This is a genomic window from Bradyrhizobium guangzhouense (assembly GCF_004114955.1).
Taxonomy (GTDB): Bacteria; Pseudomonadota; Alphaproteobacteria; order Rhizobiales; family Xanthobacteraceae; genus Bradyrhizobium; species Bradyrhizobium guangzhouense.
On sequence record NZ_CP030053.1, the window covers coordinates 4,070,319 to 4,095,710 of the forward strand.

Below are 25,392 nucleotides of genomic sequence, written 5' to 3' on the forward strand. Positions count from 1 at the left end.
GCAGATGCGCTTCGCGCATCTGCAGGGCTGACCCACCCTACGAGACCTTCGTTTAAGCCGCGCGCGTTTGCGGACCGGCGTTGATCTCCGTCAGGCACGCGTCGCTCTGATGGACGGCGAGAATGTTGATGCCGAGCGTCATCAATTGATAGCCATGGTCATCGAGCCATTGCTCGAGCTGGCGCAGATCCGTCTTGATCTTCTCGATCAGCAGGATCGGGCGATGTGCCCTGATCGTCTCACGCGCCCCGGCAAGCGCCTCCATCTCCATGCCCTCGATGTCGATCTTGACGAAATCGACGCGCGGCAGATTGAGCTCGTCCAGCGTCATCTTGCGAACGAGGACGGTGTTATCGGTATAGTCGATCGGCTGACCGATGAATTCGTTGCTGGGGCGCGGGCGCAGCTCCAGGCTGCCGAAGCTCGACGGCGTGAAATAGTTCGGATTGGGCACCTGCATCGTGCCCGGCTCCGACGACAGGGCCGCGTGCACGGCCAGCGCGTTGAAGCAGTTGTTGATCGCGATGTTGCCGGCCAGCGCGTAGTAGATCCGCTCCTGCGCCTCGATCGCGATCACCGAGCCCCAGCCGGTCATGGCGGATGCCCACTCGACCGTGTGAACGCCGATATTGGCGCCGCAGTCGATGGCGATCACGCCGTCGCCATGGTGCTTGCGCCGCAAGGCCAGCAGCTCCAGCGCGATCTTGACCTCGCCGGGATCGAACGCCGCGGCCTCCAGGATCTGATAGCCGACGCCATAACCGCGGTCAGGGCCGACCATGCGATAATCGAAGCGGTTGACGATCATGGTGCCATGGTTGGACGAGGCCATGACAAAGGCCAGCTTTTGCCCCGCGATCGGCATGGTGGAATCTCCTCGAGATGAGCGTGGATGCCATTATCCCAACGGGCGCTTATGCGAGGCTTGCCCCGATCCGTAGGGTGGGTTAGCCCTGCAGATGCGCGAAGCGCGTCTGCTCGGCGTAACCCACCACTCTGGGTTTCGCAGTGACAGAAGTGGTGGGTTACGCCTTCGGCTAACCCACCCGACGAAGCGGGCTACATCAAGCCGGCGCCCAACAGGAATCCCCCAATGTCAGTCCTCCGCATCTCCGCCTTCTCCGACGGCACCAGGGGCGGCAATCCCGCCGGCGTCTGGATCGGCGATGCCCTGCCCGATACCGCCGACATGCAGGCGATCGCGGCTGAGGTCGGCTTCTCCGAGACCGCTTTCGCCGCGCCCGAGGCTGACGCCTGGCGCGTCCGCTATTTCTCGCCTGCCATGGAGGTGCCGTTCTGCGGCCATGCCACCATCGCGCTCGGCGCCGCGCTCGCGCATCGCTTTGGCGAACGGACCTTCAAGCTGCATCTGAACGATGCGGTCATCTCCGTGTCGGGCCAGCGCGACGGCAGCACCATCGCAGCCGCGCTGCAATCGCCGCCGACGCGCAGTGCGCCGCTCGATGCCGGCTTGCGCGATGAATTGCTCAACCTGTTCGGCTACGCCAGCAGCGATCTCGACCCGAGACTTCCGCCGGCGAAAATTCATGGCGGCGCCGATCATGTCCTCCTCGGCTTGCAATCGCGTGAAGCGCTGGCACGCATGGCCTATGATTTCGACCGCGGCCGCGCGCTGATGGCGCGCGAAGGCCTCATCACCATCGCGCTGGTCAGCGTGGAAACGCCGCGGCTGTTCCATGTGCGCAATGCCTTTGCTGCCGGCGGCGTCGTCGAGGATCCCGCCACCGGCGCGGCCGCCGCCGCGTTCGCAGGCTATTTGCGCGACATCGGCTGGCCGCATGGCGGCGCCATCGACATCGTCCAGGGCGAAGACATGGGCGCGCGCTCGCTGATCCGCGCCGAGATCGGCGCGGCCAAAGGCAGTTCTATCCGCGTCTCGGGCGCGGCACGGTTCATGAAGGATTGATGCAAGAGCTCCCGGCGTTCGACGCCGTCAGCGGTGTTGCAGGCTCAGGATATACTCGGACAGTGCATCGGCCTGATCGGGCGCGATCACGAGGTTCGGCATGTCGTGGTGGCTGGTTCGCCAAAACACCTTGAGCGAGAGCGCGGTGGTACCGTTGCGGTCGGCGACCGCCTGGAAGCTCGGAGCCAGGTCGAAGAACCCGGACATGCCTGGGTCGACGGCGTGGCACGTCTGGCACCAGGCTTGCGCGAGGCGATGGCCCTCAGCGGCCCTGCGCAAGGAAGGCCCGGATGCGCCGGCTGCGGTGTGGACCACGCCAAGGAGAAACAGCACCGACAACGCAATCAGAACGGCAAGGCCGATGTAAATTCGAACGCTGCGCGACATCGCTTTGACCTCGCCTTCGCTTCGATGATTTGATCAGCGTAAGGCGGCCGGGGTGCAGGACGTTTGATCTGCCTCAACCGGCCGGCGCCGCGCAATCCGCACTGCGGGCGTCGCACCTGCTCATCTTGTCATCGTGCGCCTGTTTTGCCCGACGGGTCAACAATTATTCCGAATAACCGAAATATCGAAACCCCCGAGCGTTTCTACTGTGCATGGGGTTGTTTTCGCGAAAATTGACCCGCATCAAGACGGGCGCCGCGATTCCCATGCAAGAGCCCCCATGATCTCCTCGACACACTGCCCCGCCTGCCGCTCCGAACACGCCTATCAGGATCGCGATCTCTGGATCTGCCCGGAGTGCGGCCATGAATGGAGCGCGCTTCCCGGCGGCGCCGCGGATGCACCCGACGAGGCCGGCGTGCGCGATGCGCACGGCAATGTTCTGGCCGATGGCGACAGCGTCATCGTGATGAAGGACCTCAAGGTCAAGGGCTCGTCCTCGGTCGTCAAGGGCGGCACCAAGGTCCGCAACATCCGCCTCCAGGACGCCACCGACGGCCACAACATCGCCTGCAGGATCGACGGCATCGGCGCCATGAACCTGAAGTCGGAGTTCGTGAAGAAGGCGTGAGGCGGACGCCGCACGCCCCGCTGCCGTTCTCGGCTGTCGGATTTGATGCTATGCTCCGCCCGGCTGGCGAAGGAGCGCATCATGAAGATCTTTCAACGAACCCTGCTGACATTGGCGACATCGATGCTACTGCTCGGTGCGGTCACGGCGGTCCGCGCCGACGGCCTCTGCGGTCCCGGTTGCCACACCAGCACTTTCGGCGCGTGCGTCGTCGATGGCTGGGAAACCGGCGCGCGGGTCTGGAACGAATGTCCCGTTACGACGCGCCCACGCCCGCCCTGCGGCGGACCGGACTACGTCTGGAGCCGGCGCAAGCAGGCCTGCTTTCCAAGAGTGAAAGACTGGCTCTGACAAGCGGCGTCGCGCGAGCGGCGCTTGTGAGGCGCTTCACAAGCGCCTCGCCTTCCCTGTGGTAACTTGCCGCATACTTTACAATCATAGGGAGACCGTCATGCAATTTCGTCAGTTCGTCCTGGCCGCGTCGCTCGTCATCGCACCCATCGCATTCATCGGCAGCACACCGGCGCAGGCGTTTCAGACCTGCCGGTGTACCGACATCGTCTTCCCGAGCGGCGCCTGCTCCCGCTACGGCAACTGCAGCACGCTTGAAATGGTCGTCCCTGGCGGCTCGCCCAAACCGATCAGCAGCCTGAAGAGCTGTCCGGCGAAGAAGCAGCTCCTCGTCTGTGATCTCAACAGCTGCACCGTCACCTGCAGCCCGGCGAAGAGCGGTTCGTAGCGCGCGTGCTAGCGCTGCCGCTGCGCGAGGTAGAATCCGCACAGCACGATCACGAGCCCCGTGGACTGTAGCGCCGTCGGCGGCTCGCCGAGCAGCAGCCATCCGGTCAGCAGCGTCAGCGCCGGCACGCAGGCCGGGAACACGGCCGCGCGCGCGACGCCGAGGCGCTGCACCGAGACGGCAAAGAGGTAGAGCGCCGCAGGGCCCGCGAGCACGCCCTGCACCAGCGCCTGGATCGCATTCTCGGTGAGGCCGATCGCGGCGATGTGGGCGAGACCGATCGTCCCGATGTAGATCGGCAGCAGCAGCAGCGACAGCACGCTGATGACGAGCGCGGCCGAGACCGCCGAGACGCGCCAGTGCCGCAGCAGCGCGCCGAAGCTCGCGAACATCAGGCCCGTCAGCACGAAGATCAGGTCGCCCTGCACCCCGTCGACGCCGATATGGCCGATCGATTCCGCGCCGATCACGCCGAGGCCGCCGACGATGACGATCGCCCCCGTCAGCCGCGAGAGCGAGATCCGTTCTTTGAGGAACAGTGCGGCCAGCAACAGGCCGCCGAGGGTCGCGCAGGACGGCTGGATCACGCTGCCATGGCCGAGCGGCACGAACAGGAACCCGGTGTAGGAGATCAGCGACATCACGGGGCCGCCGAGCACCATCAGCGCAAGACCCCTGCTCCAGCCGATGCCGCAGAGATCCGAGAGCCCGGCACGCAGGACCAGCGGCAGGAAGGCGATGCCCGACCAGACGTAACGATGCACCAGAAGATCGACCGGCGTGAAGCCGACCTTCAGGCCATGCCGCGTGCCGGCAAAGCCGAGCGCCCAGAACAGCGCGGCCGACAGCCCGCAGACGACGCCAAGCAGCGCCGGCGTCCGATCGTTCGTCTGAGTGAGAGCGCCAGCGCCGCTCGTCCGCTGATCCATGGGGGCAAGCGGTACGTCAGACAATGCGACGGCTCAACCCACGCCGACGCAGAGCAGGCAGACCGCGAGGGCGAATTCGGCTGCGTTCAGAAGAAGCCGGGACTGAGATCGAGCCCATAGGTCAGGCTGAGCACGAACACGAACAACGCGGCGGCGGCGAACATCGCGAGATGTCGGATGATGAATTCACGCGGCGACGTGACGGCAACAACGGCTTTCTGTGCAACGGGCATGACGGCTCCAGTATGAAAACGATTCTTGGCCGCCAATATGCGGCGCCCGCATCAGGCGCCGCGATCTGCAAAACAAGTATTAAGGAGATCACACTCGTCTTGAACGCCCGTACACAAGTCGCGCTTGACCAGACATTTTTTCGCGGAGGGATTCTCGATCAGCGCACCGACACGCAACGTCGGACACAAAGGAGGTGCGATGACGAGCGGACAGCGCTTATTTCAACGCCGCCGCCAGTGATTGCAGCTTCGCGACCAGATTGGTGCCGAGCGCATAAATCACTTCGATGATCGCGAGCGCGATGCCCGCCGCAATCAAGCCGTATTCGATCGCGGTGGCGCCGGATTCGTCGGCCGCGAATTCATTCAAGAGGCATTTCAGCTTCACACGCATGTCCTTCCCAGGTCTACCGGACGTTGCCGGTACGGGAGGAATGCATCATCACAATCCAAGATTGCGTAAATCCGGATCGTTCAATTTGATAGGCAAATGCAGCCAAATTTGCCTCTCCCCTGCCCCCGATGACGTAGGGAACCTTGGGGAACTCGCGTTGCAATTGCGCAACACCGGCTTGAAAAGCCCGTTTTGGGAGATTTGCGCCATTGCGCTGCCACATCGTCCCCCGAACAATCAATCCGCCGCGTGCTTGGCTATGCAATCTGGTTCGTTCGCGAACTTTGGAGGCAGGGATCATGAATGATCGGCGGTCTCTTCTTGTGGCTGTGACGTGCCCCTCGGCCGTGATGGTCGGCTGGCTGGCGCTCTCCCTTTCCGCCTATGCCCCGGCCTTGATCGAGAACAGCGGCGCCAATTCAGCCGCCGTGGCCCGCGCCAAAGATCTCACCCGGCTCGAGCTTCCTGACTTCCCGCGTGCCGCAGCGATCGACGATGGTATCGCGCTGACCGCCGACATCGCTGCCGCCGCGGCGGCGACACCGAGCGTGGCGATGACCGAACCGCCACCGCCCGAAGCAACCGCCCCAACCATCCAACTGGCCTCGGCCGATCCGACCGAGGTGTTGGCTGTGGCGTCGCCTGCGCCGCAGATTGCGCCCGAACCGGCTCCCGTTGCGAACGAGGCTGCGGCCGTCACCAATGAAGAGGCGCTCCTGCCGAATGAGGCTGCGCCCGCGGCAGAGCCCGCAATCAAACTCGCCTCCGCCGATCCCGGCGACGTCGTGCCGCAGGATGCGCTGTCGCCCGCCGCCATCGCGAGCGGGCCTGTGGCCGAGAGCAAGGCGTCGCCGCCGGCCGACACGGTGGCCGTACTCGACGAATGCTTCTCCATGGACGCCTGTATCGACCGCTATCTCTGGGCGCTCTATCAGCGCACTCCGAAGGAGGACTCGATCAAGGTCGAGGACCGACGTGCCGTCACCATCAAGCGCAAGGGCAAGATGGTCACGGTGATGCGCAGCTTCACAAAGCTCGTCGACGAGGATTTTGCCTGGAAGGATCCAAAGGCGGCCGAGCACGCCAACATGCCGCTGATGGATTACGTCATCGGCGGCATGGACAAGAGCTTCAAGCAGAAGCTGTTCCACATGCTGCTCGCGGCGGAGAATGCTGGTCTGTCACCGGGCATCACCAGCGCGTTCCGTGACGACTATCGCCAGGAGATTGCGAGCGGCCTGAAAGCGGCGTCCAACCGCTCCTATCACGGCGGCAGTCTTCGTGGTGGCTACGGCCATGGCCTCGCGGCCGACATCGTCAGCACCCAGGGCAACAACCGCGCGCAGCGCTGGGCCTCGACGGAAGTGCTGTGGAAATGGGTCGACACCAACGGCAAGGCGCTCGGCATCGGTCGGCCCTACCTCGACCACGATCCCCCGCATGTCGGCCCGATCGATGGCCCTGAATATATCTCCAAGCGCGGCATCGCGACCGACCGCAAGGAAGCCGCCAACACCAAATCGAAAAAGGCGCGCGTTGTGGCCAGCGCCAAGTCGTCAGCCAAGCCATCGAAGGCGAAGGTGCAGGCCGCGCGCGAGCAGAAGAGCTCCGCAAAGCCGCAAAAGTCGGCGCAATCGGGCGCGAAGCGGACGACTTGACCGGGGCTTAAGGGCCTGACACAGGCAGTGGCACGAGACGCATTTCGGCCGATCCTTCAGCTTGTGTACGAACGAGCACGGCAAAAATGGTTTCGACCGCAAGCCGCACCGCGGGCGCGATTGCCGTGCCCTTGGCGAGATGCGCCGCGATCAGGCCGGTCAGGAGATCACCAGTGCCATAGGGGCGGATCGGCAGGCGCGGCGTTGCAAAGCGCGACAATTGCCCGTCAGCACACAGGATCGTCTCGACCTGCCCCGAGGGCGTGTCCGCGAGCGTGCAGCCTGTGGCGACGACGTCGATCCGGCGTTGCCCCGCAAGCGCGACCGCTGCGGCATGCAGTCCTTCGATATCAGTTATCTTGACGCCGGAGAGCAGCTCCAGCTCGAACTGGTTCGGCGTGATCAGGTGTGCGGCCGGCAATAGGCGGTGCCGCAGCGCATCCAAAATCCCATCAGCGACGTAGACACGGCCATCGTCGCCGATCACGGGATCGCAGAGATAGAGGAGCTTGGAATTGCGCGACAGCGCCCGCTCGACGAAATCGGCGATGACGACCGCGTTGTCGGGTGAACCGAGATAGCCGGTGACGAGCACGGTGGCTTCATCGACGAGGCCTCGCTCCTCGACGCCTCTCAGCAGATCGGCGACAAGCTCGGCGTCGAGCACCCGCCCGCGCACGGTCGGATAGCGCGGATGGTTCGAGAGCAGTGTTGTCGGCGCGGCGGCGACGTTGACGCCCTCCGCCTGCATGGCGTGAACCGCCGCGCTGTTGCCGACATGGCCGTGGACCACCTGACTTTGAATTGAGATGACGAGCATGCAAAGGTCCGTAAGATCAAATGCCTGAGGTGGCAAGTGCAGCCGCAAACGCAGATGTCAAGAATGACTTGCCCGGTGTGCCAGCTCACTGAGATAGGCGCAGAACATGTCTGCCAGACCGTCGGCGTGACGGACGATGTCGGCCTCACCGCGCGGTGTTTCCGAGAAGCGTTTGCCGACCTCGGCCAACGTCGTCTTGATCAGATCTCCGGCAAGCTCGCACGTTGCCTCCGAGGCCTTTGGCAGCGCTTCGCGCATGAAGGCCGCGATGATGCCCTCGCCGGCCGCGCGCGCCTCCTGCGCCTCGGGTGCATCGCGATAAAGCGGCGCGGCATCGCTGAGCGCGCCGCGGATCGCGGCTTCCTCGCATTCCGAGCGAATGAAGGCGTGCACCAGCGCGCGCAGCCGCGCCGGAGGCGGCTGCGTCTGATCCGCCAAAATGCCGCGCAGTAGCCGGCTCGTGCTGCGCCATTCGTCGCTTTGCAGGCGGAACAGGATCGCCGCCTTGTTCGGAAAATATTGATAGAGCGAGCCGACGCTCACCCCGGCCCGCTCAGCCACCCGCGCGGTGGTGAAGCGTTGGGCTCCCTCCTTCGCCAGAACCTGAACCGCAGCGTCGAGAATAGCCCCGACGAGCTCGCTCGAGCGAGCCTGTTGCGGCTGTTTTCGTGAGGAAACTGAACGGCTTCGACGATCGGCCATGACGCTCCCGGGGGAATGCGAATAGGAAATGCGACGAATTAGTCGTATTTCAGTCCGCACGCAAGCAGGCGCTCTGCGGTGAACCTTGGAGAGACCAAATGACCACCCCGACAATGGCATCGCTTGCACCGCTGCTGGATCGTCTGTTCGATCAGGACGAAGCAGCGCGCGGCGACCTGCGAGCCGCCTTCGCCGATGTGACCGACGCCGATCGCGTCAGGATGATGCAAAGCAAGACCGGTTACCGCGACCTTTACGCCCGCCTGAAGGACGCGCCGCTTGCCGTCTCGCGCGAGACGGGCAACCTGTTGTACATGCTGGCGCGCAGCTCGCGCGCCAGGACGATCGTCGAATTCGGCACCTCGTTCGGCATCTCGGCCCTGCATTTGGCTGCAGCCTTGCGCGACAATGGTGGCGGGCGCCTGATCACCAGTGAGTTCGAGCCATCCAAGGCAGCGCGGGCCCGCGAGAACCTCAGGGACGGCGGGCTGGCCGATCTCGTCGAAATCCGCGAAGGCGATGCGCTGAAGACGCTGAGCGTCGATCTGCCCGATCAGATCGATCTCGTGCTGCTCGACGGCGCCAAGGCGCTCTATCCTGATATCCTCGACCTGGTCGAAGATCGCTTGAGGCCGGGCGCGATCATCGTGGCCGACAATGCCGACGACAGCCCCGACTATCTGGCGCGCGTGCGCGCGCCCGGCAGCGACTACATGTCCACGGCCTTCGCAGAGGATGTCGAGCTCTCCGTGCGGATCGGTTAGAGCCGCATCGAACATATCGCGGCACCCGGAGCCGCCGTACGATTCGTCGTGCGGCGGCTCCGTGGCGCGGAAGTCCTCGGGTTTTGCCTTGTCGCAGGCTCGTCACTCACACGTGATATCTGCTCCCCACAAACGCCATGTCGCGCGTGCTAAACATACCTACCGCGCGGTATCTTTGGCGCGCGCGCTCGAGATCGCCATGACGTCTGCCTTCACCTCTTACGCCGCATTAGCCCTCGCCATTGTGTTCGAGGTGACGGCATCGGCCTTTTTGCAGCAGTCCGCGCAGTTCACGCGGCCGTGGCCGACGCTGGCGATGGGGCTGTTCTATGTCGCCTCGTTCTACGCGCTGTCGGTCGCGATCCGGGTCATCCCCCTGAGCGTCGCCTATGCGATCTGGGGCGGGGTCGGCATCATCCTGACCGCCACCGTCTCGTTCGTGCTGTTCCGCCAGATGCTGGACGCCGCCGCCTTCGTCGGCATCGCGCTGATCGTCTCGGGCGTCGTGGTCATCAACCTGTTCTCGCAGACGACGGCGCATTGATGCCGGCGAGCGCCTATACCCGCGCCAAGCAGCCCGAGCAGGTGCGGCGCGCCTTGCTCGACTGTGCAGCAACGATCGCGATGGACCACGGTGTCTCCGGCATTACCGTCCAGGCGGTGGCGGCGGCCGCCGGAGTCACCAAGGGCGGGCTGTTTCATCACTTTGGCAGCAAGCAGGCGCTGATCGAGGGCCTGTTCGCCGATCTGCTCGCCCGCGTCGATGCCGAGATCGACGCCGCCATCGAAGCGGATCCGAAACCGCGCGGCAGTTTTACGCGCGCCTATGTGAATGCCGTCTTCACCGGAAAGGCGTTCGGCTTCACAACGCCCTGGGCGACATTGTGCATGGTGGCCGTCACCGATCCGTCTTTGCGCCGACTTTGGAACGACTGGATGAAGGCGCGCCTGAAAAGACATCGCGCCACGGACGCGGCGCCGGAGTTCCACATCGTCCGTCTCGCCGCCGATGGTGCCTGGCTGTCCTTTGTCACGACGGGACAGACCCGCATGAACGCCGATCTGCGCGCCGTGCACGACCGCCTGATCGCGCAGACCTATCGTTCCGCCTGACCGTATCAGGATCGGCGACTACTGGCTCTGGGCGGGCTTCGGTTGGCTCTCCGCCGGCTTCGGCGGACGCGGCTTGGATCGGGTTGGCTTTGCGCCAGGCTTTGCGGCTGCGCCAGGAGGCGGCGTGTCGACCGACACCAGATAGGCCGCGAGCACCTTCGCCGTATCCGGTCCTGCCGAATAATGGTCCTGGAGAAACCAGGATAGCGTCAGGGTGTAGCGCCCCTTGGCGAGCCCGCGCGGGCTGCGGTGGCAGGTCGCGCAGCCGTCGGCGAAGAGCTTTTCAGGCGATTTGCCGGCGTCGAGATTTTGCGCGGAGACGAACGGTGTCGTCAGCACCGCGGCGGCCGCGACGAGGGTTCCAACAATCATCAGAGGCGCGATGACCTCGCGCCCCCGTCGAAACAACGATCTCAATGTCGTTCCCCAGCTCGTCCTGCGGTCAAGCCGCCAGCAACTGATCGAACTCCGGCGGCGCATAGGCCTTGCCGTCCTGATCGGTGATGACGACCCGCCAGCCTTCGCTTGCCCAAACCTTCGCCTTCGCCACGATGAGCAATCGGCTCTCGCGGGCAAAACTGTACTTCTCATTGTCGCGTTCTGCGATCATCTTATAGGCCAATGCGCATCCCCTTGCGTTGCCCTGCACCCGACCTCGTCGTGGCAGCGGCCTTTGGCGGCAATTCGCCGGGAGCGTGGCAATTTGGTGCCGTCCGCGGCAGCATTGTGAGATAGCACCGACCCCTTCGGAGCGCTGGCACCTCATGATGCGTCGCATCTTGGATGTGATTGCTTGCCGGGAGCTGGTTCAAGGGCTCGCCTGCGGATGCGCAGGTGCCGAGCTGCCAGCCGGGCCCGGGCCTATCGCCGCCGCGACAGAACCGATAGCGCCAAAAATCCGCTTAGTGGACGCGGATCACATGTGGCCGGCCGAGATCTATCAGACCCTGCACAGCCGATAGACGGTCGTCCAGGGCCGCTATGGTGAGCAACAAATTGTTGCGGCGTTCGTCGAGCATACCCATTTCGGCCCCGGAGAGCTTTGTGCTCGCCCGCTCCTTGTGGATGCCATCGAGGGATTTGCGCAACCCGGCAATCAGGCCGGCCAGTTGCTTGGCCTCTCTGGTCATCGACCGCTTCGCGACACTTTGGCGGCGCGACTCCGCCTGGTTCTGTCTCATCGTCAACATCCTCCCGTAGCCCCGCTGCCCCGAGTGGATGCTTACAGCTTTGAATAGACGTGTTACGATCAATGAAATCTGCGGGCGAAGAACTTTCTTAAATTGTAGGCGGACGGAACTCGCGCCAATCCAAACAAAAAGCCCGGCGGGAGGCCGGGCTTTCGTGGCGAATATTAGTGCTTTTCATGGCCGCCGGCGGGCCCACCACCATGCGGAGCGGCGTTGACGTGCGGAGCGCCACCCCCGCCCGGATGCGGCATCGCGGGCGCAGGTGCAGCCGCACGCGGCGCCGGCATCTGCGCATGGGCATTCATGGGCGCACCGTGGCTGACATTGGGCTGAGCCATATGCGGCATTGCGGGCCGGGCAGCAGGTGCGGCCGAAATGCGCGGTGCCTCATGGACACGCGCCGTCGGCTGCGCGCGCAGCGCAGCGTGGCTCGCCGACTGTTCGTGCATCATGCGTGCCTGCGCATCGCGGGGATTGCGCGCCTGCACCGCGGTACGCTCATTGACGACGCGCTGGCTACGTTCGGCTCGATTCCGGTCGACGCCAACTGCGGCATCGCGCTTGGCGATGGTCGCATCATGCCGCGCGGTCGCGGCGTCGCGCCCGGAGACCGCGACATTGCCCTTGATGTTGTCTCTGGCGTGCTCGTCGCGGCCCAGCGCGACCGCAGCGTCGCGCGTCGCCGCGCGGCCGATGCGGGCGGCGCGCGGATCGATCGTCATCCGTGTCGCCAAGCGCTCATGCGAAGTCCAGTAGCTGTTCCAGTAGGCATGACGGCGATACCAGGGACGTCCCTCGTAATAGCTCGACCAGTACGAGCTCAGCACGAAGGGAACGACCGGCACGCCGACCTCGTCGACATAGTCGGGGAGATAGACGTAGTGATTGCGGTAGAGATATTCGAGATATTCCGACGACACCCAGCCGCGGTCGTCGGAGAAGCTCACGTCACACCAGGCATTGCCGCGCAGGCAACCATGGATGTTGACGCGGGCGCCTTCGGGGACGCGATCGACCAGCGGAAAGCCCGCACCTGGACCCGCGCGCAAGCCCGTCGAAACGGTGACGATTCCAGGCGCGGCCAATGCAGCGGTCGGTGCAAGCAGCAATGCGGCAACTAAAGCGGTTCTCAGTCTCATGGCGAAGTCCTCCTCTGACAGGCGGAACGCGCGAGCGGAATAAAGCGTTCCGCTCGCGAGCGCCGCATCAGCCGAAAGAGTGAGACGCGCACCTTGCACTGAGTTCAATATTCATCAGCCGTTCATCGGCGGAGCATGCGTCAGGTCTTCTGCAACATGAAGCCGTCGAAATATGCCGACAGCGCGACAAAACCATCGAGCGGCAGCACCTGCGCGACGTACTGATCCGGGCGCACCACGATCATGCAGCCCGCCATCCGGTCGATGCCGCGCATCGTGAAGATATCTTGGCCGCTCTTGAGGTCGGGACAGAACATCTTTTCGTAGTCGAGCAGGCCGTAACGCCCCTTGCGTGGCAGCAGCATCGCGGGCATCGCCTGGATCGCAAGCTCGCGATGGTCCTGCTGAAACACCGCCCGCAGATCGATCACGGCATCGATGTCGGCGCCGACAGGGGTGTATCGCTTCACCGGCGATTGCCTGGATTCAGCAAGGAAATTGCAAAGCGCGCGAATGGCCGAGTTGTCTGCGCCCGGATCTTCGGCGCCCGAGAATGCGTAGATGCGGAAGCGACCATCGGCCTGCGCCGCGTGGCCGAGATGAACGGGCTTCGCATCCCCGAGCCGGATCACTGGCGCGGAATGGAAGCGCTTGCCGATGACGAGGCCTTTCGCCAGATGTTGATGCGAAGCCGCGCCCGTGAGGATCGACGGCGCGTAATGCGTCGCCGTGCCCGCGGTGTAGCGGCCGTGCCTGACGAAATAATCCTGCGTCTTCGCCGCATCGGCGCCGCCGGCCTTGGCCGCCGAGGCCAAAATCCCGGCCCACTCGCGATCGAAATCGATCAACTCCTTCGCTACCGCCTGCCGCTCGGCCGAATAGGAATGCAGCAGGCTCGGTGCGCTCTGCTTTCGCAGCACGGCCGCAAGCTTCCAGCCGAGATTGAAGGCGTCCTGCATCGAAACATTCATGCCCTGCCCGGCCTTCGGGCTATGGGTATGGCAGGCATCGCCCGCAATGAAGATGCGCGGCTGCCGCGTCGCGATCTCGGGGTCAGGCACGTCGTCGAACTTGTCGGTCAGGCGCTGACCGATCTCGTAGACCGACCACCAGGCGATCTCCTTCACCTCGAGCGTATGCGGATTCAGGATCCGCCGCGCCTTCGCGATCACGTCGTCGGCGGTGATATTGCGATTGGCGACGCGCTCGCCGACGTCGAGTTTTGCCAACTCGACATAGAGGCGGACCATGTAACCGCCCTCGCGCGGAATGATGAGAAGGCTGCCGTCCTTCGCCGACTGGATCAGGGACTTGAACCGGATATCGGGGAAATCGGTCACCGCCAGCACATCCATCACGCCCCAGGCGTGGTTGGCGGAATCGCCATGCAGCTCGCGGCCGATCGACTTGCGCACCGTGCTGCGCGCGCCGTCGCAGCCGACGACGTAGCGCGCCCTGATGGTCTCGACCTTGCCTTCGTTCCCGGCATCGCCACGTTCAAGGCGCACGGTCACCGCACGATCGGCGGGACCTGCGGCCGGATCGACCTCGAGGTCGAGCAGACGCCTGTTGTAATAGGGTTCGAGCTTGGCCTGTGATTTGCGCATGACGTCGAGAAAGCCGTCATGAATGCGCGCCTGGTTGAGGATGACGTGCGGGAATTCCGACAGGCCGTCCTCGACGTCCTGCACCCGGCCGCTGCGGACGATTGCCTCCGGCGCGCGCTCGTCGGGCTTCCAGAACGTCGTCTCGTTCACCCAATAGGCTTCCTTCAGCACGCGCTCGCTGAAGCCAAAGGCATGGAACATCTCCATGGTGCGGCAGGCGATGCCGTCGGCCTGGCCCACCGAGAGCCGGCCCGGCTTCTGCTCGACGATGCAGGTCTTGATATCGGCGAATTGCGCGAGCTGTGCCGCGAGCATCAGGCCCGCGGGGCCACAGCCGACGATGAGAACATCGACCTCATTAGGCACGGCGCCTACGGCACCTGGCGCCTGCACGCGCTCGGCGGGATCGGCGATTTCAGGATCGCCCGGCTGGAATCCATTGAGATGGAATTGCATGCGCCTCTCCCATTGACGATTTGCCTGATATTAGTCAGTATACTGACTATCAGTATACTCGTCAACAATCCGCCACCGTCCCTGCCCTCACGGAGAATTCGGTGAAAGACAACAACGACATGCCCGGCCATCTGGCGCGGCGATTTCAACAGATCGCGGTGGCGGTATTCTTGGCCGAGGTCGGTGAAGCCGGCTTCGACCTCACTCCGGTGCAGTACGCGGCGCTCGCGACCATCAAGGCCAATCCCGGGCTCGACCAGGTCACTCTCGCCGGATTGATTGCCTATGACCGCACCACCATCACCGGCGTGGTCGATCGGCTGGTGCAGAAGGGCCTTGCCGAGCGCCGCGCCAGTGCCCGCGACCGCCGCGCCCGCGAGCTCGAGATCACCGACGAGGGCCGGCGTACGCTGCGCAAGATCACGCCGGCAGTTGAATCCGCCCAAGCCGTCATGCTCCGCGGCCTCAGCGCGAGGGAGGGCGAGGAGCTGATGAGGCTGCTGCGCAAGGCCATTGCCGCCGGCAATGAGCTCAGCCGCGCCCCGTTGCGCGATATCAAGGCATGACCGGCTCGCCGGATGCGTAGATGTCGCAGCGCGGAGAAACCTGGAACTAACCTTCGGCTGCTATGGTCGGCGGCAATTCTGCGTTTAACACGCCATTAACTTTGCCTTTTTGGAGTTTCGGATGTCGAGATTCGTCACTGCGGCCGCAATCATCGCGCTGACCACCGGTCATGCGCTTGCGAATGGCCATGGTGGCGAGGCCCCTCCTCCGCCGAAGCCCGAGGCGACATCCGCTCCCGCGAAGGTGGTCCTGACCAAGCAGGGCCCCAAGCTCGTCGATCCCAAGGGGATGACGCTCTACTATTATGAGCGCGACACCACGGGCAAGACGTCGAACTGCAACGGCAAGTGCACCGAAAGCTGGGTGCCGCTCGCCGCAACCACCGAAGCCAAGGCCATTGGCGACTTCACCGTGATCGACCGCGAGGACGGCAGCAAGATGTGGGCGTATCGCTATCGCCCGCTCTACACGTCACCGGCCGACAAGGCGCCGGGCGATGCCAACGGCAACGCCACGACGTTGCAATGGCGCATCGCCCGCCCCGACAATTAAGGCGCGAACGGCGCGCGTCCTGCTCCGCTCGGCGCGCTCGTGAGCTTGGCGTGGGCTGCGGAATCGGCCGAGGCGTAGTTCACCTCGGGATTCCAATGCAGCGCTGCATAGACGATGAGTCCGGCCAGGATCGACCCGTAGAAACCGAGCGTGGCCAAACGCCACCTGCGCACGATGCGGCGATCGTTCTCATCAAATTGTTCAATGAAATTTTGCATGATGCCTCCCATGGCAACGAGCCATGGAGGCGTAGCGCAACTGCAGCAAAACGCCTGTGAAGCAATTCACCTTTGCGGTCGACCAACCGACAGTCGACGCGGTCGCGTCATCAAGCTTCGGTGATGCGACCGACGTGACAGGTCAGATCGATTGCCTTATCCGCGCCAACTCGGCCCCGAGTCAATCTGCGCGCTTTGTCCTGGCGGCAGTACAACGACAGTCGCGTTGAGCTTCACCCGGTCGAACAGATCGATCACGTCCTCGTTGCGCATCCTGATACAGCCCGACGAGATCGCCTGCCCGATATATTCCGGCTGATTGGTGCCGTGAATGCGATAGAGCGTGTCCTTGTTGCCGGCATAGAGATAGATGCCGCGTGCACCCAGCGGATTGGCGGGACCGCCGGGCACGCGTGCAGGATATGGCCCCAATCGCGCCTGAATTTCGGGGGTCGGCACCCAATCCGGCCATTCCGCCAGCCGGCCAACGCGCGCCACGCCCGAGAAGGCCATCGCCTCCTCGCCGACCGCAACGCCATAGCGGATCGCCTTGCCGTCGGGCAGAACGTAGTAGAGGTAGCGCGCATCGGTATCGACCAGGATGGTGCCCGGCAGCTCCTTGCGCGGATAATCGACGATGTGACGGAGATATTGCTCGGGCACGTTTGCCTGGGCGTAAGGCGTGTGCGCGAGCAACTCGCGGTCGCGCGCCGTCATGCTGGCATCTGTCGATGGCGAGAGAGTCGTCTGCATGCAGCCGCCGAGCGGCAGCAGTGCAACGACGAACAAAACGAGGAGAGATCTTGGCACCGCCGGCCCCCGATAGCGGTTAGCAGCACCCCCAGCGGAGCGAGATGCTGCCCAAATCATGCTGAAAACAAGGCAATGCGGAACACGTGCCCGTGTTCGGCCCATCAGGTTCCATCACCACATCTGGCAGAAGACGGTCGCGATGTCTCCATCGCCTCGCCTTGCTTTGGTCAAACCCGGCTGGACTCGTGCGTACGGGGCCAGCCTGATCAAATTGGGACGGGCTCATGAAACAGATCGGCTCGCGCCAATGCGGACGACCAAGGGGTCAAAGGAGCTGCGATGCTCGCGACGTTGAACAGCCGCCAGATCGTCGATGAGATCGTGAAGGACACGGTCAAGGACAACGATCCGCATGACGCGGTACAGATTTCGCCTGATGTGATCAGGGCGTCTCGCGTGAGCAGCGAGACGCCGACGCTGGCACCGGAGTTTACGGCGCGGCCCGAGCCGAAATTCGCGCCCGAGCCGAAAGCGACGATCGAGCCGAAGTTCAGCCCCGTATCGGTGCCGCAAGCAGCCGAGCCCCAACCGGCCGCGCCTTCGGTCGACACCGCCGTACGCGTCACCGCCACCGATGATCACATCAGACCGAAGCGGTCGGCGGCCGGCAAATGGCTGCGCGGCGCGTTCCTCACGTTCCTGTTCGCGGGCGGCAGTGCCGCGGCGACCATCGCCTGGGAGAAGCACGGCGACACTGCGACGCAGATGCTCGCCGAATGGACCCCGGCCCTGGCCTCGCTGCTGCCTGCGACGTCGCAGACTGCACCGGTTGCAGCCGCGCAGGCGGCACCTCCGGCCGCGCAGGATCAGACCGCCGATCAAACCGCGACGACGCCCGCTTCGCCAATTGCCACGGCCGCTGCCGCGCCGACGGCACCACCCCCTGATGCCGGGCCTTCGGTGGAATCGATGACGCGCGACATCGCCTCGATGGCGCAGCAGATCGAGCAGCTCAAGGCCAACATCGCCGAGTTGAAGGCAGGTCAGGAGCAGATGGTGCGCGAGATGGCGAAGCCGCCTGCGCCCAAGCCGATCGCTGAGGCGAAACCACCGAGCGCCCCGCCCGCGCGCATGTCGGCGCTGCCGCCGCGCGCTCCGGCGCCGATGCCGCCTGTTCGCAAACCGAAGCCCGTGGTGTCGCACACTTACGCGCCGGCCCATGCACCAGCGTCGCTTGCGCCTCCGCCGCCGCCTTCGCAGGCAGCCGCGCTGCCGCCACCAGCGGTGGCAGCGCCCGTCGCGACGACGCAAGCTGTTGCCGATGATGATGGGCCTGTCGTGCGTCCGCCGATGCCGCTGCGCTAGCGCATCATCGAAGGGCGACGCAAGCTGTCCTGTTCGACGTGATCATGCGACGATGTGGCTCCGTGCTACTACGGGGATGCACGGCTCGACCCAAAGAGAAAAGGCCGTCGGGATCTATGCCGCCGGCCTTCTCTTGCAGCTGCCGGTTCCCGGAGCCCGGTTCTGCTGCAATTCCATGCCTTATGATCAGGCCGATATATTTAATAAAATCTTAAGGCGCGCGAACGTTGCACATCATTTCTGCGCCATACGCACAGAGATTGCGCGCTCCGTTCATCGGTTAGAGATCGACTCAGTGCTACGATCCGGCATGTGTCGAAGACTTCCGTTGAAGCCTTCGTGTGAAGATTGGGTCGTCACACCGGGGAATTCGAATGCCGTATTATTCCTTCGATCTCGTTGACGGTGAAGAGTTCAAGAACCAGGGCGGAATCATCCTCGAGGACATCGAGGTCGCCTCTGATCGTGCCGTTCAACTCGCAAGCGAGCTGTCACAGGTGAAGCCTGAGTTGCAGCAGAAAGGTTGCTCGGTGCGCGTCACCGATCGCGATCACGTCGAGGTCTATCGCACCCCACTCGATCCCGTGCCGGCCTGGCGACGCTAACCCTCTGCACCGCACGAGCAGGCAACAATCACGCCCTGCCACCATTGCGGAGCGGCCCGCAGGACGCTAGCCTCCCTACAAAACGAGGAGGACCCAGGGATGCGCGCCCCTTTGCTGATGGCAGGCCTGTTGCTGATCGCAGCTCCAGCCCAGGCGGCTGACGACCACACACGCTCGAACTATGTGACGATGGTCTTGCAGGCCTTCGCCGCCAAGGTCGAGTGTCCTGGTACGGACGTGGTCTATCAGGATCTGGTGCAAAAGGCCCAGCAGATGCAACTGCCCGACGGCACCACCGAGCAGGTGCGCAAGGCAATTGCCTGGATGCACACCGGCGGCAAGATGGGCGAGAAGCAGGCCGACGACATCATGGCCGAGGTCGCGGTCGCAACCCAGATGACGGACCTCGACCAGCGCCGGCTCGGCATGAGCAATTGGTGCGAAAAGCAGAAGACCAGCCTCGCCGGTCTGATCCGCAGCAAGGGCGGCTAGAGCGTGATCCGGAAAAGCGCGCAGCGGTTTTCCGAAAAGATCATGCTCAAACAACAGCCTAAGCGCGATGACGATTCATCCTAAACTCATCGCGCTTTAGGCATCGCCTGGCCGTTAAGCACGCCGCGACGGAACCGCCGCTCCGGCCCATAATTGTCACATTCCTCGCCAGCATGCGGGTGTTTTCAACCCGGAGACCCCCATGCGGATACCTCATCTTGTCTTCGCCGGTGCGCTCGCGGTGAGCGCCGTGCTGGCAGCGCCAGCGCTGGCGAGAAATGCCGACGCCCAGAAGGGCGAGGACAAGGCGGCCTCTTCGTCCTGCAGCGCCTATCAGCAGGGCCCCGATGGGTCCTGGGAGCAGCTTCCCTGCCAGGAGGCCGGCGAGCGGGCTCAGCCGCAGACCCATCACAAGCCGGTGCCGCAAGGCGCCGAGCAAGGCGAGCGCTGAGCCGCGGATCACGCGGGAACCCGCCGGTTCCGGTCGGGTTGAGATGGACGGCTTGCCGCGGGGCTTCCGCCCAGTAGAATGCGCGAACAGGCTGGAGAGCCGTCCTGGAAACGCCCAACCCCGCGAGCGCTTGTGGATTCGATCGAGTTTGAGAACCTGCAACGCCGCCTGAAGGCGCTTGAGGAGGAAAACGCACGCCTCAAGGCGCAGCGGATCGCCGTCGTCAGCGAGCGCCAGAAGGTCGAATCCGCACTCGCCGAAAGCGAGGAGCGCTACCGAACGCTGTTCAACTCGATCGACGAAGGCTTTTGCATCATCGAGTTCTTCGACGGTCCCCATGGTCCGCTCAGCGACTACGTCCATGTCGAGGCTAATCCCGCCTATACCCAGCATGCGGGCATTCCCAACGTGGTCGGCCAGAAGGTCCGCGAGATGGTCCCCGATGAAGCCGGCGGTTGGGTGGAGCTTTACGGCGGCGTCCTGCGCACCGGCGTCCCGATTCGCTTCGAGCGCGAACTGGTCGCGACGGGCCGCTACCTCGAGCTTGCTGCCTTCCGGGTCGAACCCGAAAGCCGCAAGCAGGTCGCCGTGCTGTTCCAGGACATCACCAAGCGCAAGCGGGCCGAGGAAGAGCTACAGCGCCTGAACGAGACGCTGGAAGCGCGCGTGGTCGCGGCGGTCGCCGAGCGCAAAGTCTTTGCCGACCTCGTCGAGGGCACCGATGCTTTCGTGCAGGTCGTCGCCCCGGACTTTCGCTGGCTTGCCATCAATGGGGCCTCGGCCCGTGAATTTCACCGCATCTACGGCATCTTGCCGAAGGTCGGTGACAACATGCTTGAAGTGCTTAAGGACCAGCCGCAGCATCTGGAGGCCATCCGCGCCGTCTGGACACGCGCGCTTGCCGGCGAGTCCTTTGTCGAGGTCGCGGAGTTCGGCGAACCCGGGCGGGCCCGCCGCTTCTATGAGATGCGGTTCAATTGCCTGCGCGATGGCGACGGAAGACTCCTCGGCGCCTACCAATATTCCTACGACGTCACCGAACGCCTGAGGGAGCAGGAACGGCTGCGCCAGGCCGAGGAGGCGCTGCGCCAGTCGCAGAAGATGGAAGCGGTCGGCCAGCTTACCGGCGGCATCGCCCACGATTTCAACAATCTGCTCACCGGCATCATTGGCTCTCTGGAATTGCTGCAGACACGGCTCGGCCAGGGCCGTGTCAAGGAAATCGACCGCTACGTCACGACGGCACAAGGCGCCGCCAAGCGCGCGGCCGCGCTGACCCACCGTCTGCTCGCCTTCTCGCGACGGCAGACGCTCGACCCGCGGCCAACCGATTTGAACCGGCTGGTGATGGGAATGGAGGAGTTGATCCGCCGCACGGTCGGGCCCGAGATCGCCGTGGAGGTCGTCGCCGCCGGCGGCCTGTGGTCGACGCTGATCGATCACTCGCAACTCGAGAACGCGCTCCTGAATCTGTGCATCAATGCCCGTGATGCCATGCCGCGAGGCGGCCGCATTACCATCGAGAGCGCCAATCGCTGGCTCGACGAACATGGCGCGGGCGAGCGCGATCTGGAGCCCGGACAATATGTCTCGCTCTGCGTCACCGACACCGGCATCGGCATGCCCCCCGATGTGATCGAGCGCGCTTTCGATCCGTTCTTCACCACCAAGCCCATCGGCCAGGGCACCGGCCTCGGCCTCTCGATGGTCTACGGCTTCGTGCGCCAGTCCGGCGGACAAGTGCGGATCTATTCCGAGGTCGGCCAGGGCACGACCATGTGCCTCTATCTGCCGCGGCATTACGGCAAGGATACTGACAAACCGTCCGCGCTCGCCAGCAAGACCACGGAGCGACCTCAGACGAGCCACACCATTCTGGTCGTTGACGACGAGCCCTCGATCCGGATGCTGCTGACGGACGCACTGGAAGAGATCGGCTTCAGCGTGATCGAGGCCCATGACGGCCCGACCGGACTGAGGATGTCGCAATCGGATGCGACAATCGACCTGCTCATCACCGATGTCGGCTTGCCCGGCGGCATGAACGGCCGCCAGCTCGCGGATGCGGCGCGTCTCACGCGCCCCGAACTGAAAGTTCTGTTCATCACGGGCTATGCGGAGAACGCCATCATCGGCAACGGACAGCTCGCGCCCGGTATGCAGGTGCTGACGAAGCCGTTCGTGGTCGAGGCGCTGGCGAGCCGGGTCCTCGACATGATCAAGGATGGAGCCGGAAAGGCCTGACGGCGCTCAGCTGTGCGCCGGGCCGCGCATGATTTTCATGGCATCGGCGATGTGACGCCATTCCTTGGCTTCGTCAGCCTCCCCGCGCCCCTCGCAGGCCTGCGCCTGCTCGGCAGCCTTGGCGATCGCCGCGAAACCATGCTGTTCCAGCATCTGTCGGGCGACGGTGTGAACCTGGACCTCGGACATCATGGGCGCTCTCCCGTTTGCGGACACCGCGGCGCCCGGCTCGGCGCTCCGCGGCTCGCTGATAACGATCTCGCCGCGCTGCCCGTTCCGCCCGCAGTCGATCACATCGGCAGTCCCAGGAACTTGAACGGCTCGGCCTCGCGGAAGCTAGCGGTCGCATCGCCGGCAAAGGTGTGATCCTGATCCGGGCCGAGATCGAGCTTTTTCACCTTCCCCGTTTGCGGCGAGAAATCGACCCTCTTGAGATCGACCCAGAACGTGTTCGGCGTCAGCACCGACTCGAAGAAATAGAGCTTTCGCTGGTGATCGGCGACGGTGCGCCAACGGGTCGACGAGATGTTCGGCTGGTCCGGCGTCGTGATGCCGAACGGCACCGAAGTGTTGCGGATCACGCTGAACACGGCGGCGAGCGCGCGGTCGGGGTTTTCGTCCTTCGGGATCGCGTCGACGTAGAACGAGGCGCGCGCGAAGCGGTCGGAGGCGCGGTTGGTGCCGGGCAGAAACACGGTGCCGCCGATCTGCTTCCAATAGGCATTGAGCGCGAGCTGCTCGTCAAAGGTCGGCGAGTTCGTCATGACCTGGTATTGGCGGCCGTGGTGGATGACCTGCTTGCCCTGGATGTATTCGACGATGGCGCTGTCGCCGGTGGCATCCGACATCGACAGATGCAGCGTTGCGAGCCGCTTCTCGCCGGGTACGTTGTCGGTCACGATCGTGAAGGGCTCCTTGGCGAGCGCGTCCACCGCCTCCTGGACGGTCGCGAACTCGTCGAGCACATATTGCGCCCAGGCCGCGATGGTCAGGCCAGGCTTGCTCCCGTCGAACTTTGGATATTCCGATTCGACCAGCCACAGTACGTTGGCCATCAGGCCGGCTTCGTTGAGCCCGTCGGTCGTGGAAATGTCGTAGCCCGACGCGATGACGCTGCCGTATTTCGAGGTCCAGGTCAGCGAGCTCGGTCCGACCTCGCCGCTGCGTGCCATGCCGCGCGGAAAGATCCAGAGATTGGTGGCGACGTCGCTCTTCCAGTCCATCGAACGCGCCGTGATCACCTGATTGCCCGCGCCGAGATAAACCAGGCGCGTGCAGGCCAGCGAGATCGACGGCGCGACGGCCATCGCAGCGGCGATTGTCACGGCCAAAAAGCGATAACGGATAGGTTGTCTCGACGGCATGGCGGCATCCCCTCCCGAACCAGCAGGACGCGCAAGGTCCTGCCATGACAATCCAGCGTCGAGACGGAATCGGGCGAAACCGTGGTTACCTCATGCACGCAAGACAAAGGCGGCCCGCTGTGCCCAGCGGACCGCCTTCACCCACCCCAAAGTCTTCGGCCGCGCCCCCTACCCGACCGCCACTTTCTTGCGCTCGAAATCGTTGGGCACCTCGATATCGACCTCGAGGGTCGAGACTTCGTCGCCCCGCTCGAGCCGGACGATCACCTTGGTCGGATCCAGCATCACGTGCTTGGAGACGACAGCCAAAATTTCCTCACGCAGCACACCGAGTAGATCGGGCTGGCCGCGCATTCCGCGTTCATGGGCCAACAGGATCTGCAACCGTTCGCGAGCGACGGGTGCGGATGCCTTGTTGCCGCGGAGAAGCCGGAGCAGACCCATGCTCATGCAGCCCTCCGTCGCAGCAACCGATCCATGAAGCCCTTGCGCTCGACAGGCACTTGCATGGCGACGGTTTCGCCGCACAGCCGCCTCGCCGCGTCGATATAGGCCCGCGCGGGTGCGCCTTCGGCGTTTGAGAGCGTCACCGGGGTGCCGACGTTCGAAGCGCGCAGCACGTCCTGGCTTTCGGGGATGATGCCGAGCAAGGGCGTTGCGAGGATTTCCAGGATGTCGTCGATGGTCAGCATCTCGCCGCGCGCGGCACGCGAGGGATCATAGCGGGTGATGAGAATGTGCTTCTCGACGCGCTCGCCCTTCTCGGCCCGCACGGTCTTGGAATCGAGCATACCGATGATGCGATCGGAATCCCGCACCGAGGAGACTTCCGGATTGGTGACGATCACGGCCTCATCGGCAAAGCGCATCGCCATCGAAGCGCCACGCTCGATGCCGGCCGGACTGTCGCAGATCACCCAGTCGAACCGGCTACGCAGATCGGCGATGACCTTGCCGACGCCCTCTTCCGTCAGCGCGTCCTTGTCGCGGGTTTGCGAAGCCGGCAGCAGCCACAAATTCTCCAGCCGCTTGTCCTTGATCAGCGCCTGCGGGAGCTTGGCCACGCCCTGCACCACGTTGATCAGATCGAACACCACGCGGCGTTCGGCGCCCATCACGAGGTCGAGGTTGCGCAAGCCGACGTCGAAATCGACGACGACGACCTTGTCGCCGCGCTGCGCCAGCGCAGCTCCCAATGCGGCGGTCGTGGTCGTCTTGCCGACGCCGCCCTTGCCTGATGTCACGACCAGTACCTTGGCCATTTCAAATATCTCCTTCTGGTCAGTTCAGCGCAGTAATTCGCATGGTGTTGCCCTGTAGCCAGGCCTGGGCAGGCCGGCCGCGCAAGGCGCTGTCGATGTCGTCGGCAGTCTGATAAAATCCATCGATTGCAAGCAGTTCGGCCTCGATCTTCTGGCAATAGATCCGCGCGCTCGTGTGTCCGTTCACGCCCGCCATGGCGCGGCCGCGCAGCGCGCCGTAGATGTGGATGGAGCCGCCGGCAACGACCTCGGCGCCGGAGCCGACCGAGCCCAGAATCGTGACGTCACCTTCGGGGAAGATCACGGTCTGGCCGGAACGCACCGGACTGTCGAGCAGTAGCGAGGTTGCCTTGGTCTCGGCCTTGGTCTCCGGCTTTTTCGCCGCGGTTGGCTCGATCACGCAACTGCGCCCGCCCGACAGCAGCGGCGGCATCATGGGCGTCAGCCTCGCCTCGTCCACGCCCTCGATACCAAGCACGCGAATGTTGCGGTCCTGCAGGCTGGTGAGTAGATGGCCGATGCCGGCCTGGCTGAGATCGACCGAGGACAGGTCGATCACCACGGGCCGACCGGAAAAGAAGCCCGGCGAACGCGCGATGGTGGTGTCGATCTCCTGGAGCCAGTCCTGGATCGGAACCGTCGGCACGAAGACGAAGGCCACATAGGAGCGCCCGCGCAGGCGCACCATTTGGCGTTGAACTTTTGCTGCAGCCTCCATAACGGCCGACTCGTTCCCTGTTATTGAATGGTTAACGATGCCGCCGATATGGTTAATGGCCGGTTAATTTCTCCGTGGGGTTACGTGAGTGACGAGTTAGTTGGCCCCCTCC

The 25,392-nt window shown here is 64.2% G+C and carries 34 protein-coding genes; 15 read left to right on the forward strand and 19 right to left on the reverse strand.

Annotated elements, in window-relative coordinates:
- Positions 1-52 precede the first annotated feature (52 nt).
- Positions 53-865 carry an FkbM family methyltransferase gene (locus XH91_RS19580; protein WP_128952086.1) on the reverse strand — a complete coding sequence of 271 codons (813 nt, stop codon included), beginning with the start codon at positions 863-865 and terminating at the stop codon, positions 53-55.
- A 228-nt stretch (positions 866-1,093) separates the two neighbouring features.
- Here XH91_RS19580 and XH91_RS19585 point away from each other — a divergent pair, with 228 nt between their 5' ends.
- Positions 1,094-1,927 (forward strand): PhzF family phenazine biosynthesis protein, encoded by an 834-nt coding sequence (locus XH91_RS19585; protein WP_128952087.1) that lies wholly within the window; start codon positions 1,094-1,096, stop codon positions 1,925-1,927.
- Between the two features lie 27 nt (positions 1,928-1,954).
- On the opposite strand, the gene XH91_RS19590 is transcribed toward XH91_RS19585, so the two are convergent.
- Positions 1,955-2,314 carry a c-type cytochrome gene (locus XH91_RS19590; protein ID WP_128952088.1) on the reverse strand — a complete coding sequence of 120 codons (360 nt, stop codon included), beginning with the start codon at positions 2,312-2,314 and terminating at the stop codon, positions 1,955-1,957.
- A gap of 280 nt (positions 2,315-2,594) precedes the next feature.
- Here XH91_RS19590 and XH91_RS19595 point away from each other — a divergent pair, with 280 nt between their 5' ends.
- From XH91_RS19595 to XH91_RS19605, 3 genes are all read left to right on the forward strand, one after another.
- Positions 2,595-2,945, forward strand: a complete 351-nt coding sequence (locus tag XH91_RS19595) for a zinc ribbon domain-containing protein YjdM (protein ID WP_128952089.1) — start codon at positions 2,595-2,597, stop codon at positions 2,943-2,945.
- Positions 2,946-3,026: 81 nt separating this feature from the next.
- A complete protein-coding gene (locus tag XH91_RS19600; protein ID WP_128952090.1) occupies positions 3,027-3,296 on the forward strand; it encodes a hypothetical protein in 270 nt (89 codons plus the stop codon).
- Positions 3,297-3,396: 100 nt separating this feature from the next.
- Positions 3,397-3,684: a hypothetical protein gene (locus XH91_RS19605; RefSeq protein WP_128952091.1), complete on the forward strand. Its 288-nt coding sequence runs from the start codon at positions 3,397-3,399 to the stop codon at positions 3,682-3,684.
- 8 nt (positions 3,685-3,692) lie between these two features.
- On the opposite strand, the gene XH91_RS19610 is transcribed toward XH91_RS19605, so the two are convergent.
- The 3 genes from XH91_RS19610 to XH91_RS19615 form a co-directional block, all read right to left on the reverse strand.
- Positions 3,693-4,613, reverse strand: coding sequence for a DMT family transporter (locus tag XH91_RS19610; protein WP_128952092.1), 921 nt, complete (start codon positions 4,611-4,613; stop codon positions 3,693-3,695).
- An 86-nt stretch (positions 4,614-4,699) separates the two neighbouring features.
- Positions 4,700-4,846, reverse strand: a complete 147-nt coding sequence (locus XH91_RS38935) for a hypothetical protein (protein WP_164934152.1) — start codon at positions 4,844-4,846, stop codon at positions 4,700-4,702.
- 217 nt (positions 4,847-5,063) lie between these two features.
- Complete coding sequence (locus tag XH91_RS19615; RefSeq protein ID WP_164934157.1) at positions 5,064-5,228, reverse strand: Flp family type IVb pilin; 165 nt, start codon at positions 5,226-5,228, stop codon at positions 5,064-5,066.
- Positions 5,229-5,539: 311 nt separating this feature from the next.
- Between XH91_RS19615 and XH91_RS19620 the strand changes: the two genes are divergently transcribed.
- On the forward strand, positions 5,540-6,898 hold the full coding sequence (locus tag XH91_RS19620) for a M15 family metallopeptidase domain-containing protein (RefSeq protein ID WP_128952094.1): 1,359 nt from the start codon (positions 5,540-5,542) through the stop codon (positions 6,896-6,898).
- 7 nt (positions 6,899-6,905) lie between these two features.
- On the opposite strand, the gene pdxY is transcribed toward XH91_RS19620, so the two are convergent.
- On the reverse strand, positions 6,906-7,718 hold the full coding sequence (pdxY, locus tag XH91_RS19625) for a pyridoxal kinase (protein WP_128952095.1): 813 nt from the start codon (positions 7,716-7,718) through the stop codon (positions 6,906-6,908).
- 57 nt (positions 7,719-7,775) lie between these two features.
- Positions 7,776-8,420, reverse strand: a complete 645-nt coding sequence (locus XH91_RS19630; protein WP_128952096.1) for a TetR/AcrR family transcriptional regulator — start codon at positions 8,418-8,420, stop codon at positions 7,776-7,778.
- Positions 8,421-8,518: 98 nt separating this feature from the next.
- On the opposite strand from XH91_RS19630, the gene XH91_RS19635 reads away from it, so the two are divergent.
- The 3 genes from XH91_RS19635 (at position 8,519) to XH91_RS19645 (ending at position 10,297) form a co-directional block, all read left to right on the forward strand.
- Positions 8,519-9,184: an O-methyltransferase gene (locus tag XH91_RS19635; protein ID WP_128952097.1), complete on the forward strand. Its 666-nt coding sequence runs from the start codon at positions 8,519-8,521 to the stop codon at positions 9,182-9,184.
- 199 nt (positions 9,185-9,383) lie between these two features.
- The gene (locus XH91_RS19640; protein WP_128952098.1) at positions 9,384-9,728 is read left to right on the forward strand and encodes a DMT family transporter; all 345 of its coding nucleotides are present in this window, start codon (positions 9,384-9,386) and stop codon (positions 9,726-9,728) included.
- The gene (locus XH91_RS19645) at positions 9,728-10,297 is read left to right on the forward strand and encodes a TetR/AcrR family transcriptional regulator (RefSeq protein ID WP_128954915.1); all 570 of its coding nucleotides are present in this window, start codon (positions 9,728-9,730) and stop codon (positions 10,295-10,297) included. Before XH91_RS19640 ends, XH91_RS19645 begins: the two co-directional genes overlap by 1 nt.
- 18 nt (positions 10,298-10,315) lie before the next feature.
- Here XH91_RS19645 and XH91_RS19650 read toward each other — a convergent pair whose 3' ends face one another.
- The 5 genes from XH91_RS19650 to XH91_RS19670 form a co-directional block, all read right to left on the reverse strand.
- Positions 10,316-10,669, reverse strand: coding sequence for a hypothetical protein (locus XH91_RS19650; protein WP_128952099.1), 354 nt, complete (start codon positions 10,667-10,669; stop codon positions 10,316-10,318).
- 70 nt (positions 10,670-10,739) lie between these two features.
- Positions 10,740-10,946 (reverse strand): hypothetical protein, encoded by a 207-nt coding sequence (locus XH91_RS38940; protein ID WP_164934153.1) that lies wholly within the window; start codon positions 10,944-10,946, stop codon positions 10,740-10,742.
- 253 nt (positions 10,947-11,199) lie between these two features.
- Entirely contained in the window at positions 11,200-11,478 is a 279-nt protein-coding gene (locus XH91_RS19660; RefSeq protein WP_164934154.1) for a hypothetical protein, read from the reverse strand.
- Between the two features lie 173 nt (positions 11,479-11,651).
- Positions 11,652-12,626 carry an SH3 domain-containing protein gene (locus XH91_RS19665; protein ID WP_128952102.1) on the reverse strand — a complete coding sequence of 325 codons (975 nt, stop codon included), beginning with the start codon at positions 12,624-12,626 and terminating at the stop codon, positions 11,652-11,654.
- Positions 12,627-12,766: 140 nt separating this feature from the next.
- Positions 12,767-14,689 carry an FAD-binding monooxygenase gene (locus XH91_RS19670; protein ID WP_128952103.1) on the reverse strand — a complete coding sequence of 641 codons (1,923 nt, stop codon included), beginning with the start codon at positions 14,687-14,689 and terminating at the stop codon, positions 12,767-12,769.
- Positions 14,690-14,790: 101 nt separating this feature from the next.
- On the opposite strand from XH91_RS19670, the gene XH91_RS19675 reads away from it, so the two are divergent.
- Both XH91_RS19675 and XH91_RS19680 read left to right on the forward strand, forming a co-directional pair.
- Complete coding sequence (locus tag XH91_RS19675) at positions 14,791-15,255, forward strand: MarR family winged helix-turn-helix transcriptional regulator (RefSeq protein ID WP_128952104.1); 465 nt, start codon at positions 14,791-14,793, stop codon at positions 15,253-15,255.
- Between the two features lie 121 nt (positions 15,256-15,376).
- Positions 15,377-15,808 carry a COG4315 family predicted lipoprotein gene (locus XH91_RS19680; RefSeq protein WP_128952105.1) on the forward strand — a complete coding sequence of 144 codons (432 nt, stop codon included), beginning with the start codon at positions 15,377-15,379 and terminating at the stop codon, positions 15,806-15,808.
- Here XH91_RS19680 and XH91_RS19685 read toward each other — a convergent pair.
- The gene (locus XH91_RS19685) at positions 15,805-16,038 is read right to left on the reverse strand and encodes a hypothetical protein (RefSeq protein WP_128952106.1); all 234 of its coding nucleotides are present in this window, start codon (positions 16,036-16,038) and stop codon (positions 15,805-15,807) included. The two genes, XH91_RS19680 and XH91_RS19685, sit on opposite strands and share 4 nt — an antisense overlap.
- Before the next feature lie 144 nt (positions 16,039-16,182).
- Complete coding sequence (locus XH91_RS19690) at positions 16,183-16,779, reverse strand: L,D-transpeptidase (protein WP_164934158.1); 597 nt, start codon at positions 16,777-16,779, stop codon at positions 16,183-16,185.
- 339 nt (positions 16,780-17,118) lie between these two features.
- Between XH91_RS19690 and XH91_RS19695 the strand changes: the two genes are divergently transcribed.
- The 5 genes from XH91_RS19695 to XH91_RS19715 all read left to right on the forward strand — a co-directional run bounded on the left by XH91_RS19695 (position 17,119) and on the right by XH91_RS19715 (position 21,936).
- Positions 17,119-18,144 (forward strand): hypothetical protein, encoded by a 1,026-nt coding sequence (locus tag XH91_RS19695; protein ID WP_128952108.1) that lies wholly within the window; start codon positions 17,119-17,121, stop codon positions 18,142-18,144.
- A gap of 374 nt (positions 18,145-18,518) precedes the next feature.
- Positions 18,519-18,749: a DUF6894 family protein gene (locus XH91_RS19700; RefSeq protein ID WP_128952109.1), complete on the forward strand. Its 231-nt coding sequence runs from the start codon at positions 18,519-18,521 to the stop codon at positions 18,747-18,749.
- A 99-nt stretch (positions 18,750-18,848) separates the two neighbouring features.
- Positions 18,849-19,241 (forward strand): hypothetical protein, encoded by a 393-nt coding sequence (locus tag XH91_RS19705; protein ID WP_128952110.1) that lies wholly within the window; start codon positions 18,849-18,851, stop codon positions 19,239-19,241.
- Positions 19,242-19,443: 202 nt separating this feature from the next.
- Positions 19,444-19,692, forward strand: coding sequence for a hypothetical protein (locus tag XH91_RS19710; RefSeq protein ID WP_128952111.1), 249 nt, complete (start codon positions 19,444-19,446; stop codon positions 19,690-19,692).
- 132 nt (positions 19,693-19,824) lie between these two features.
- Entirely contained in the window at positions 19,825-21,936 is a 2,112-nt protein-coding gene (locus XH91_RS19715; protein WP_128952112.1) for an ATP-binding protein, read from the forward strand.
- Positions 21,937-21,942: 6 nt separating this feature from the next.
- Here the strand turns inward: XH91_RS19715 and XH91_RS19720 are convergent, their stop codons facing one another.
- From XH91_RS19720 to minC, 5 genes are all read right to left on the reverse strand, one after another.
- Positions 21,943-22,128: a hypothetical protein gene (locus tag XH91_RS19720; protein ID WP_094974415.1), complete on the reverse strand. Its 186-nt coding sequence runs from the start codon at positions 22,126-22,128 to the stop codon at positions 21,943-21,945.
- A gap of 98 nt (positions 22,129-22,226) precedes the next feature.
- Positions 22,227-23,300 (reverse strand): linear amide C-N hydrolase, encoded by a 1,074-nt coding sequence (locus XH91_RS19725; RefSeq protein ID WP_128952113.1) that lies wholly within the window; start codon positions 23,298-23,300, stop codon positions 22,227-22,229.
- A 168-nt stretch (positions 23,301-23,468) separates the two neighbouring features.
- Positions 23,469-23,750: a cell division topological specificity factor MinE gene (gene minE, locus XH91_RS19730; RefSeq protein WP_128952114.1), complete on the reverse strand. Its 282-nt coding sequence runs from the start codon at positions 23,748-23,750 to the stop codon at positions 23,469-23,471.
- A complete protein-coding gene (gene minD, locus XH91_RS19735) occupies positions 23,747-24,562 on the reverse strand; it encodes a septum site-determining protein MinD (RefSeq protein ID WP_128952115.1) in 816 nt (271 codons plus the stop codon). The genes minE and minD overlap by 4 nt, the downstream gene beginning before the upstream one ends.
- Positions 24,563-24,581: 19 nt before the next feature.
- Positions 24,582-25,280, reverse strand: coding sequence for a septum site-determining protein MinC (minC, locus tag XH91_RS19740; protein WP_128952116.1), 699 nt, complete (start codon positions 25,278-25,280; stop codon positions 24,582-24,584).
- Positions 25,281-25,392: the final 112 nt, after the last annotated feature.

What these genes read in the sequence shown, in the direction of transcription:
- XH91_RS19580 (WP_128952086.1), bottom strand. Translation starts at nt 865, where the DNA reads ATGCCGATCGCGGGGCAAAAGCTGGCCTTTGTCATGGCCTCGTCCAAC.
- XH91_RS19585 (WP_128952087.1), top strand. Translation starts at nt 1,094, where the DNA reads ATGTCAGTCCTCCGCATCTCCGCCTTCTCCGACGGCACCAGGGGCGGC.
- XH91_RS19590 (WP_128952088.1), bottom strand. Translation starts at nt 2,314, where the DNA reads ATGTCGCGCAGCGTTCGAATTTACATCGGCCTTGCCGTTCTGATTGCG.
- XH91_RS19595 (WP_128952089.1), top strand. Translation starts at nt 2,595, where the DNA reads ATGATCTCCTCGACACACTGCCCCGCCTGCCGCTCCGAACACGCCTAT.
- XH91_RS19600 (WP_128952090.1), top strand. Translation starts at nt 3,027, where the DNA reads ATGAAGATCTTTCAACGAACCCTGCTGACATTGGCGACATCGATGCTA.
- XH91_RS19605 (WP_128952091.1), top strand. Translation starts at nt 3,397, where the DNA reads ATGCAATTTCGTCAGTTCGTCCTGGCCGCGTCGCTCGTCATCGCACCC.
- XH91_RS19610 (WP_128952092.1), bottom strand. Translation starts at nt 4,613, where the DNA reads ATGGATCAGCGGACGAGCGGCGCTGGCGCTCTCACTCAGACGAACGAT.
- XH91_RS38935 (WP_164934152.1), bottom strand. Translation starts at nt 4,846, where the DNA reads ATGCCCGTTGCACAGAAAGCCGTTGTTGCCGTCACGTCGCCGCGTGAA.
- XH91_RS19620 (WP_128952094.1), top strand. Translation starts at nt 5,540, where the DNA reads ATGAATGATCGGCGGTCTCTTCTTGTGGCTGTGACGTGCCCCTCGGCC.
- pdxY (WP_128952095.1), bottom strand. Translation starts at nt 7,718, where the DNA reads ATGCTCGTCATCTCAATTCAAAGTCAGGTGGTCCACGGCCATGTCGGC.
- XH91_RS19630 (WP_128952096.1), bottom strand. Translation starts at nt 8,420, where the DNA reads ATGGCCGATCGTCGAAGCCGTTCAGTTTCCTCACGAAAACAGCCGCAA.
- XH91_RS19635 (WP_128952097.1), top strand. Translation starts at nt 8,519, where the DNA reads ATGACCACCCCGACAATGGCATCGCTTGCACCGCTGCTGGATCGTCTG.
- XH91_RS19640 (WP_128952098.1), top strand. Translation starts at nt 9,384, where the DNA reads ATGACGTCTGCCTTCACCTCTTACGCCGCATTAGCCCTCGCCATTGTG.
- XH91_RS19645 (WP_128954915.1), top strand. Translation starts at nt 9,728, where the DNA reads ATGCCGGCGAGCGCCTATACCCGCGCCAAGCAGCCCGAGCAGGTGCGG.
- XH91_RS19650 (WP_128952099.1), bottom strand. Translation starts at nt 10,669, where the DNA reads ATGATTGTTGGAACCCTCGTCGCGGCCGCCGCGGTGCTGACGACACCG.
- XH91_RS19660 (WP_164934154.1), bottom strand. Translation starts at nt 11,478, where the DNA reads ATGAGACAGAACCAGGCGGAGTCGCGCCGCCAAAGTGTCGCGAAGCGG.
- XH91_RS19665 (WP_128952102.1), bottom strand. Translation starts at nt 12,626, where the DNA reads ATGAGACTGAGAACCGCTTTAGTTGCCGCATTGCTGCTTGCACCGACC.
- XH91_RS19670 (WP_128952103.1), bottom strand. Translation starts at nt 14,689, where the DNA reads ATGCAATTCCATCTCAATGGATTCCAGCCGGGCGATCCTGAAATCGCC.
- XH91_RS19680 (WP_128952105.1), top strand. Translation starts at nt 15,377, where the DNA reads ATGTCGAGATTCGTCACTGCGGCCGCAATCATCGCGCTGACCACCGGT.
- XH91_RS19685 (WP_128952106.1), bottom strand. Translation starts at nt 16,038, where the DNA reads ATGGGAGGCATCATGCAAAATTTCATTGAACAATTTGATGAGAACGAT.
- XH91_RS19690 (WP_164934158.1), bottom strand. Translation starts at nt 16,779, where the DNA reads ATGCAGACGACTCTCTCGCCATCGACAGATGCCAGCATGACGGCGCGC.
- XH91_RS19695 (WP_128952108.1), top strand. Translation starts at nt 17,119, where the DNA reads ATGCTCGCGACGTTGAACAGCCGCCAGATCGTCGATGAGATCGTGAAG.
- XH91_RS19700 (WP_128952109.1), top strand. Translation starts at nt 18,519, where the DNA reads ATGCCGTATTATTCCTTCGATCTCGTTGACGGTGAAGAGTTCAAGAAC.
- XH91_RS19705 (WP_128952110.1), top strand. Translation starts at nt 18,849, where the DNA reads ATGCGCGCCCCTTTGCTGATGGCAGGCCTGTTGCTGATCGCAGCTCCA.
- XH91_RS19710 (WP_128952111.1), top strand. Translation starts at nt 19,444, where the DNA reads ATGCGGATACCTCATCTTGTCTTCGCCGGTGCGCTCGCGGTGAGCGCC.
- XH91_RS19720 (WP_094974415.1), bottom strand. Translation starts at nt 22,128, where the DNA reads ATGATGTCCGAGGTCCAGGTTCACACCGTCGCCCGACAGATGCTGGAA.
- XH91_RS19725 (WP_128952113.1), bottom strand. Translation starts at nt 23,300, where the DNA reads ATGCCGTCGAGACAACCTATCCGTTATCGCTTTTTGGCCGTGACAATC.
- minE (WP_128952114.1), bottom strand. Translation starts at nt 23,750, where the DNA reads ATGAGCATGGGTCTGCTCCGGCTTCTCCGCGGCAACAAGGCATCCGCA.
- minD (WP_128952115.1), bottom strand. Translation starts at nt 24,562, where the DNA reads ATGGCCAAGGTACTGGTCGTGACATCAGGCAAGGGCGGCGTCGGCAAG.
- minC (WP_128952116.1), bottom strand. Translation starts at nt 25,280, where the DNA reads ATGGAGGCTGCAGCAAAAGTTCAACGCCAAATGGTGCGCCTGCGCGGG.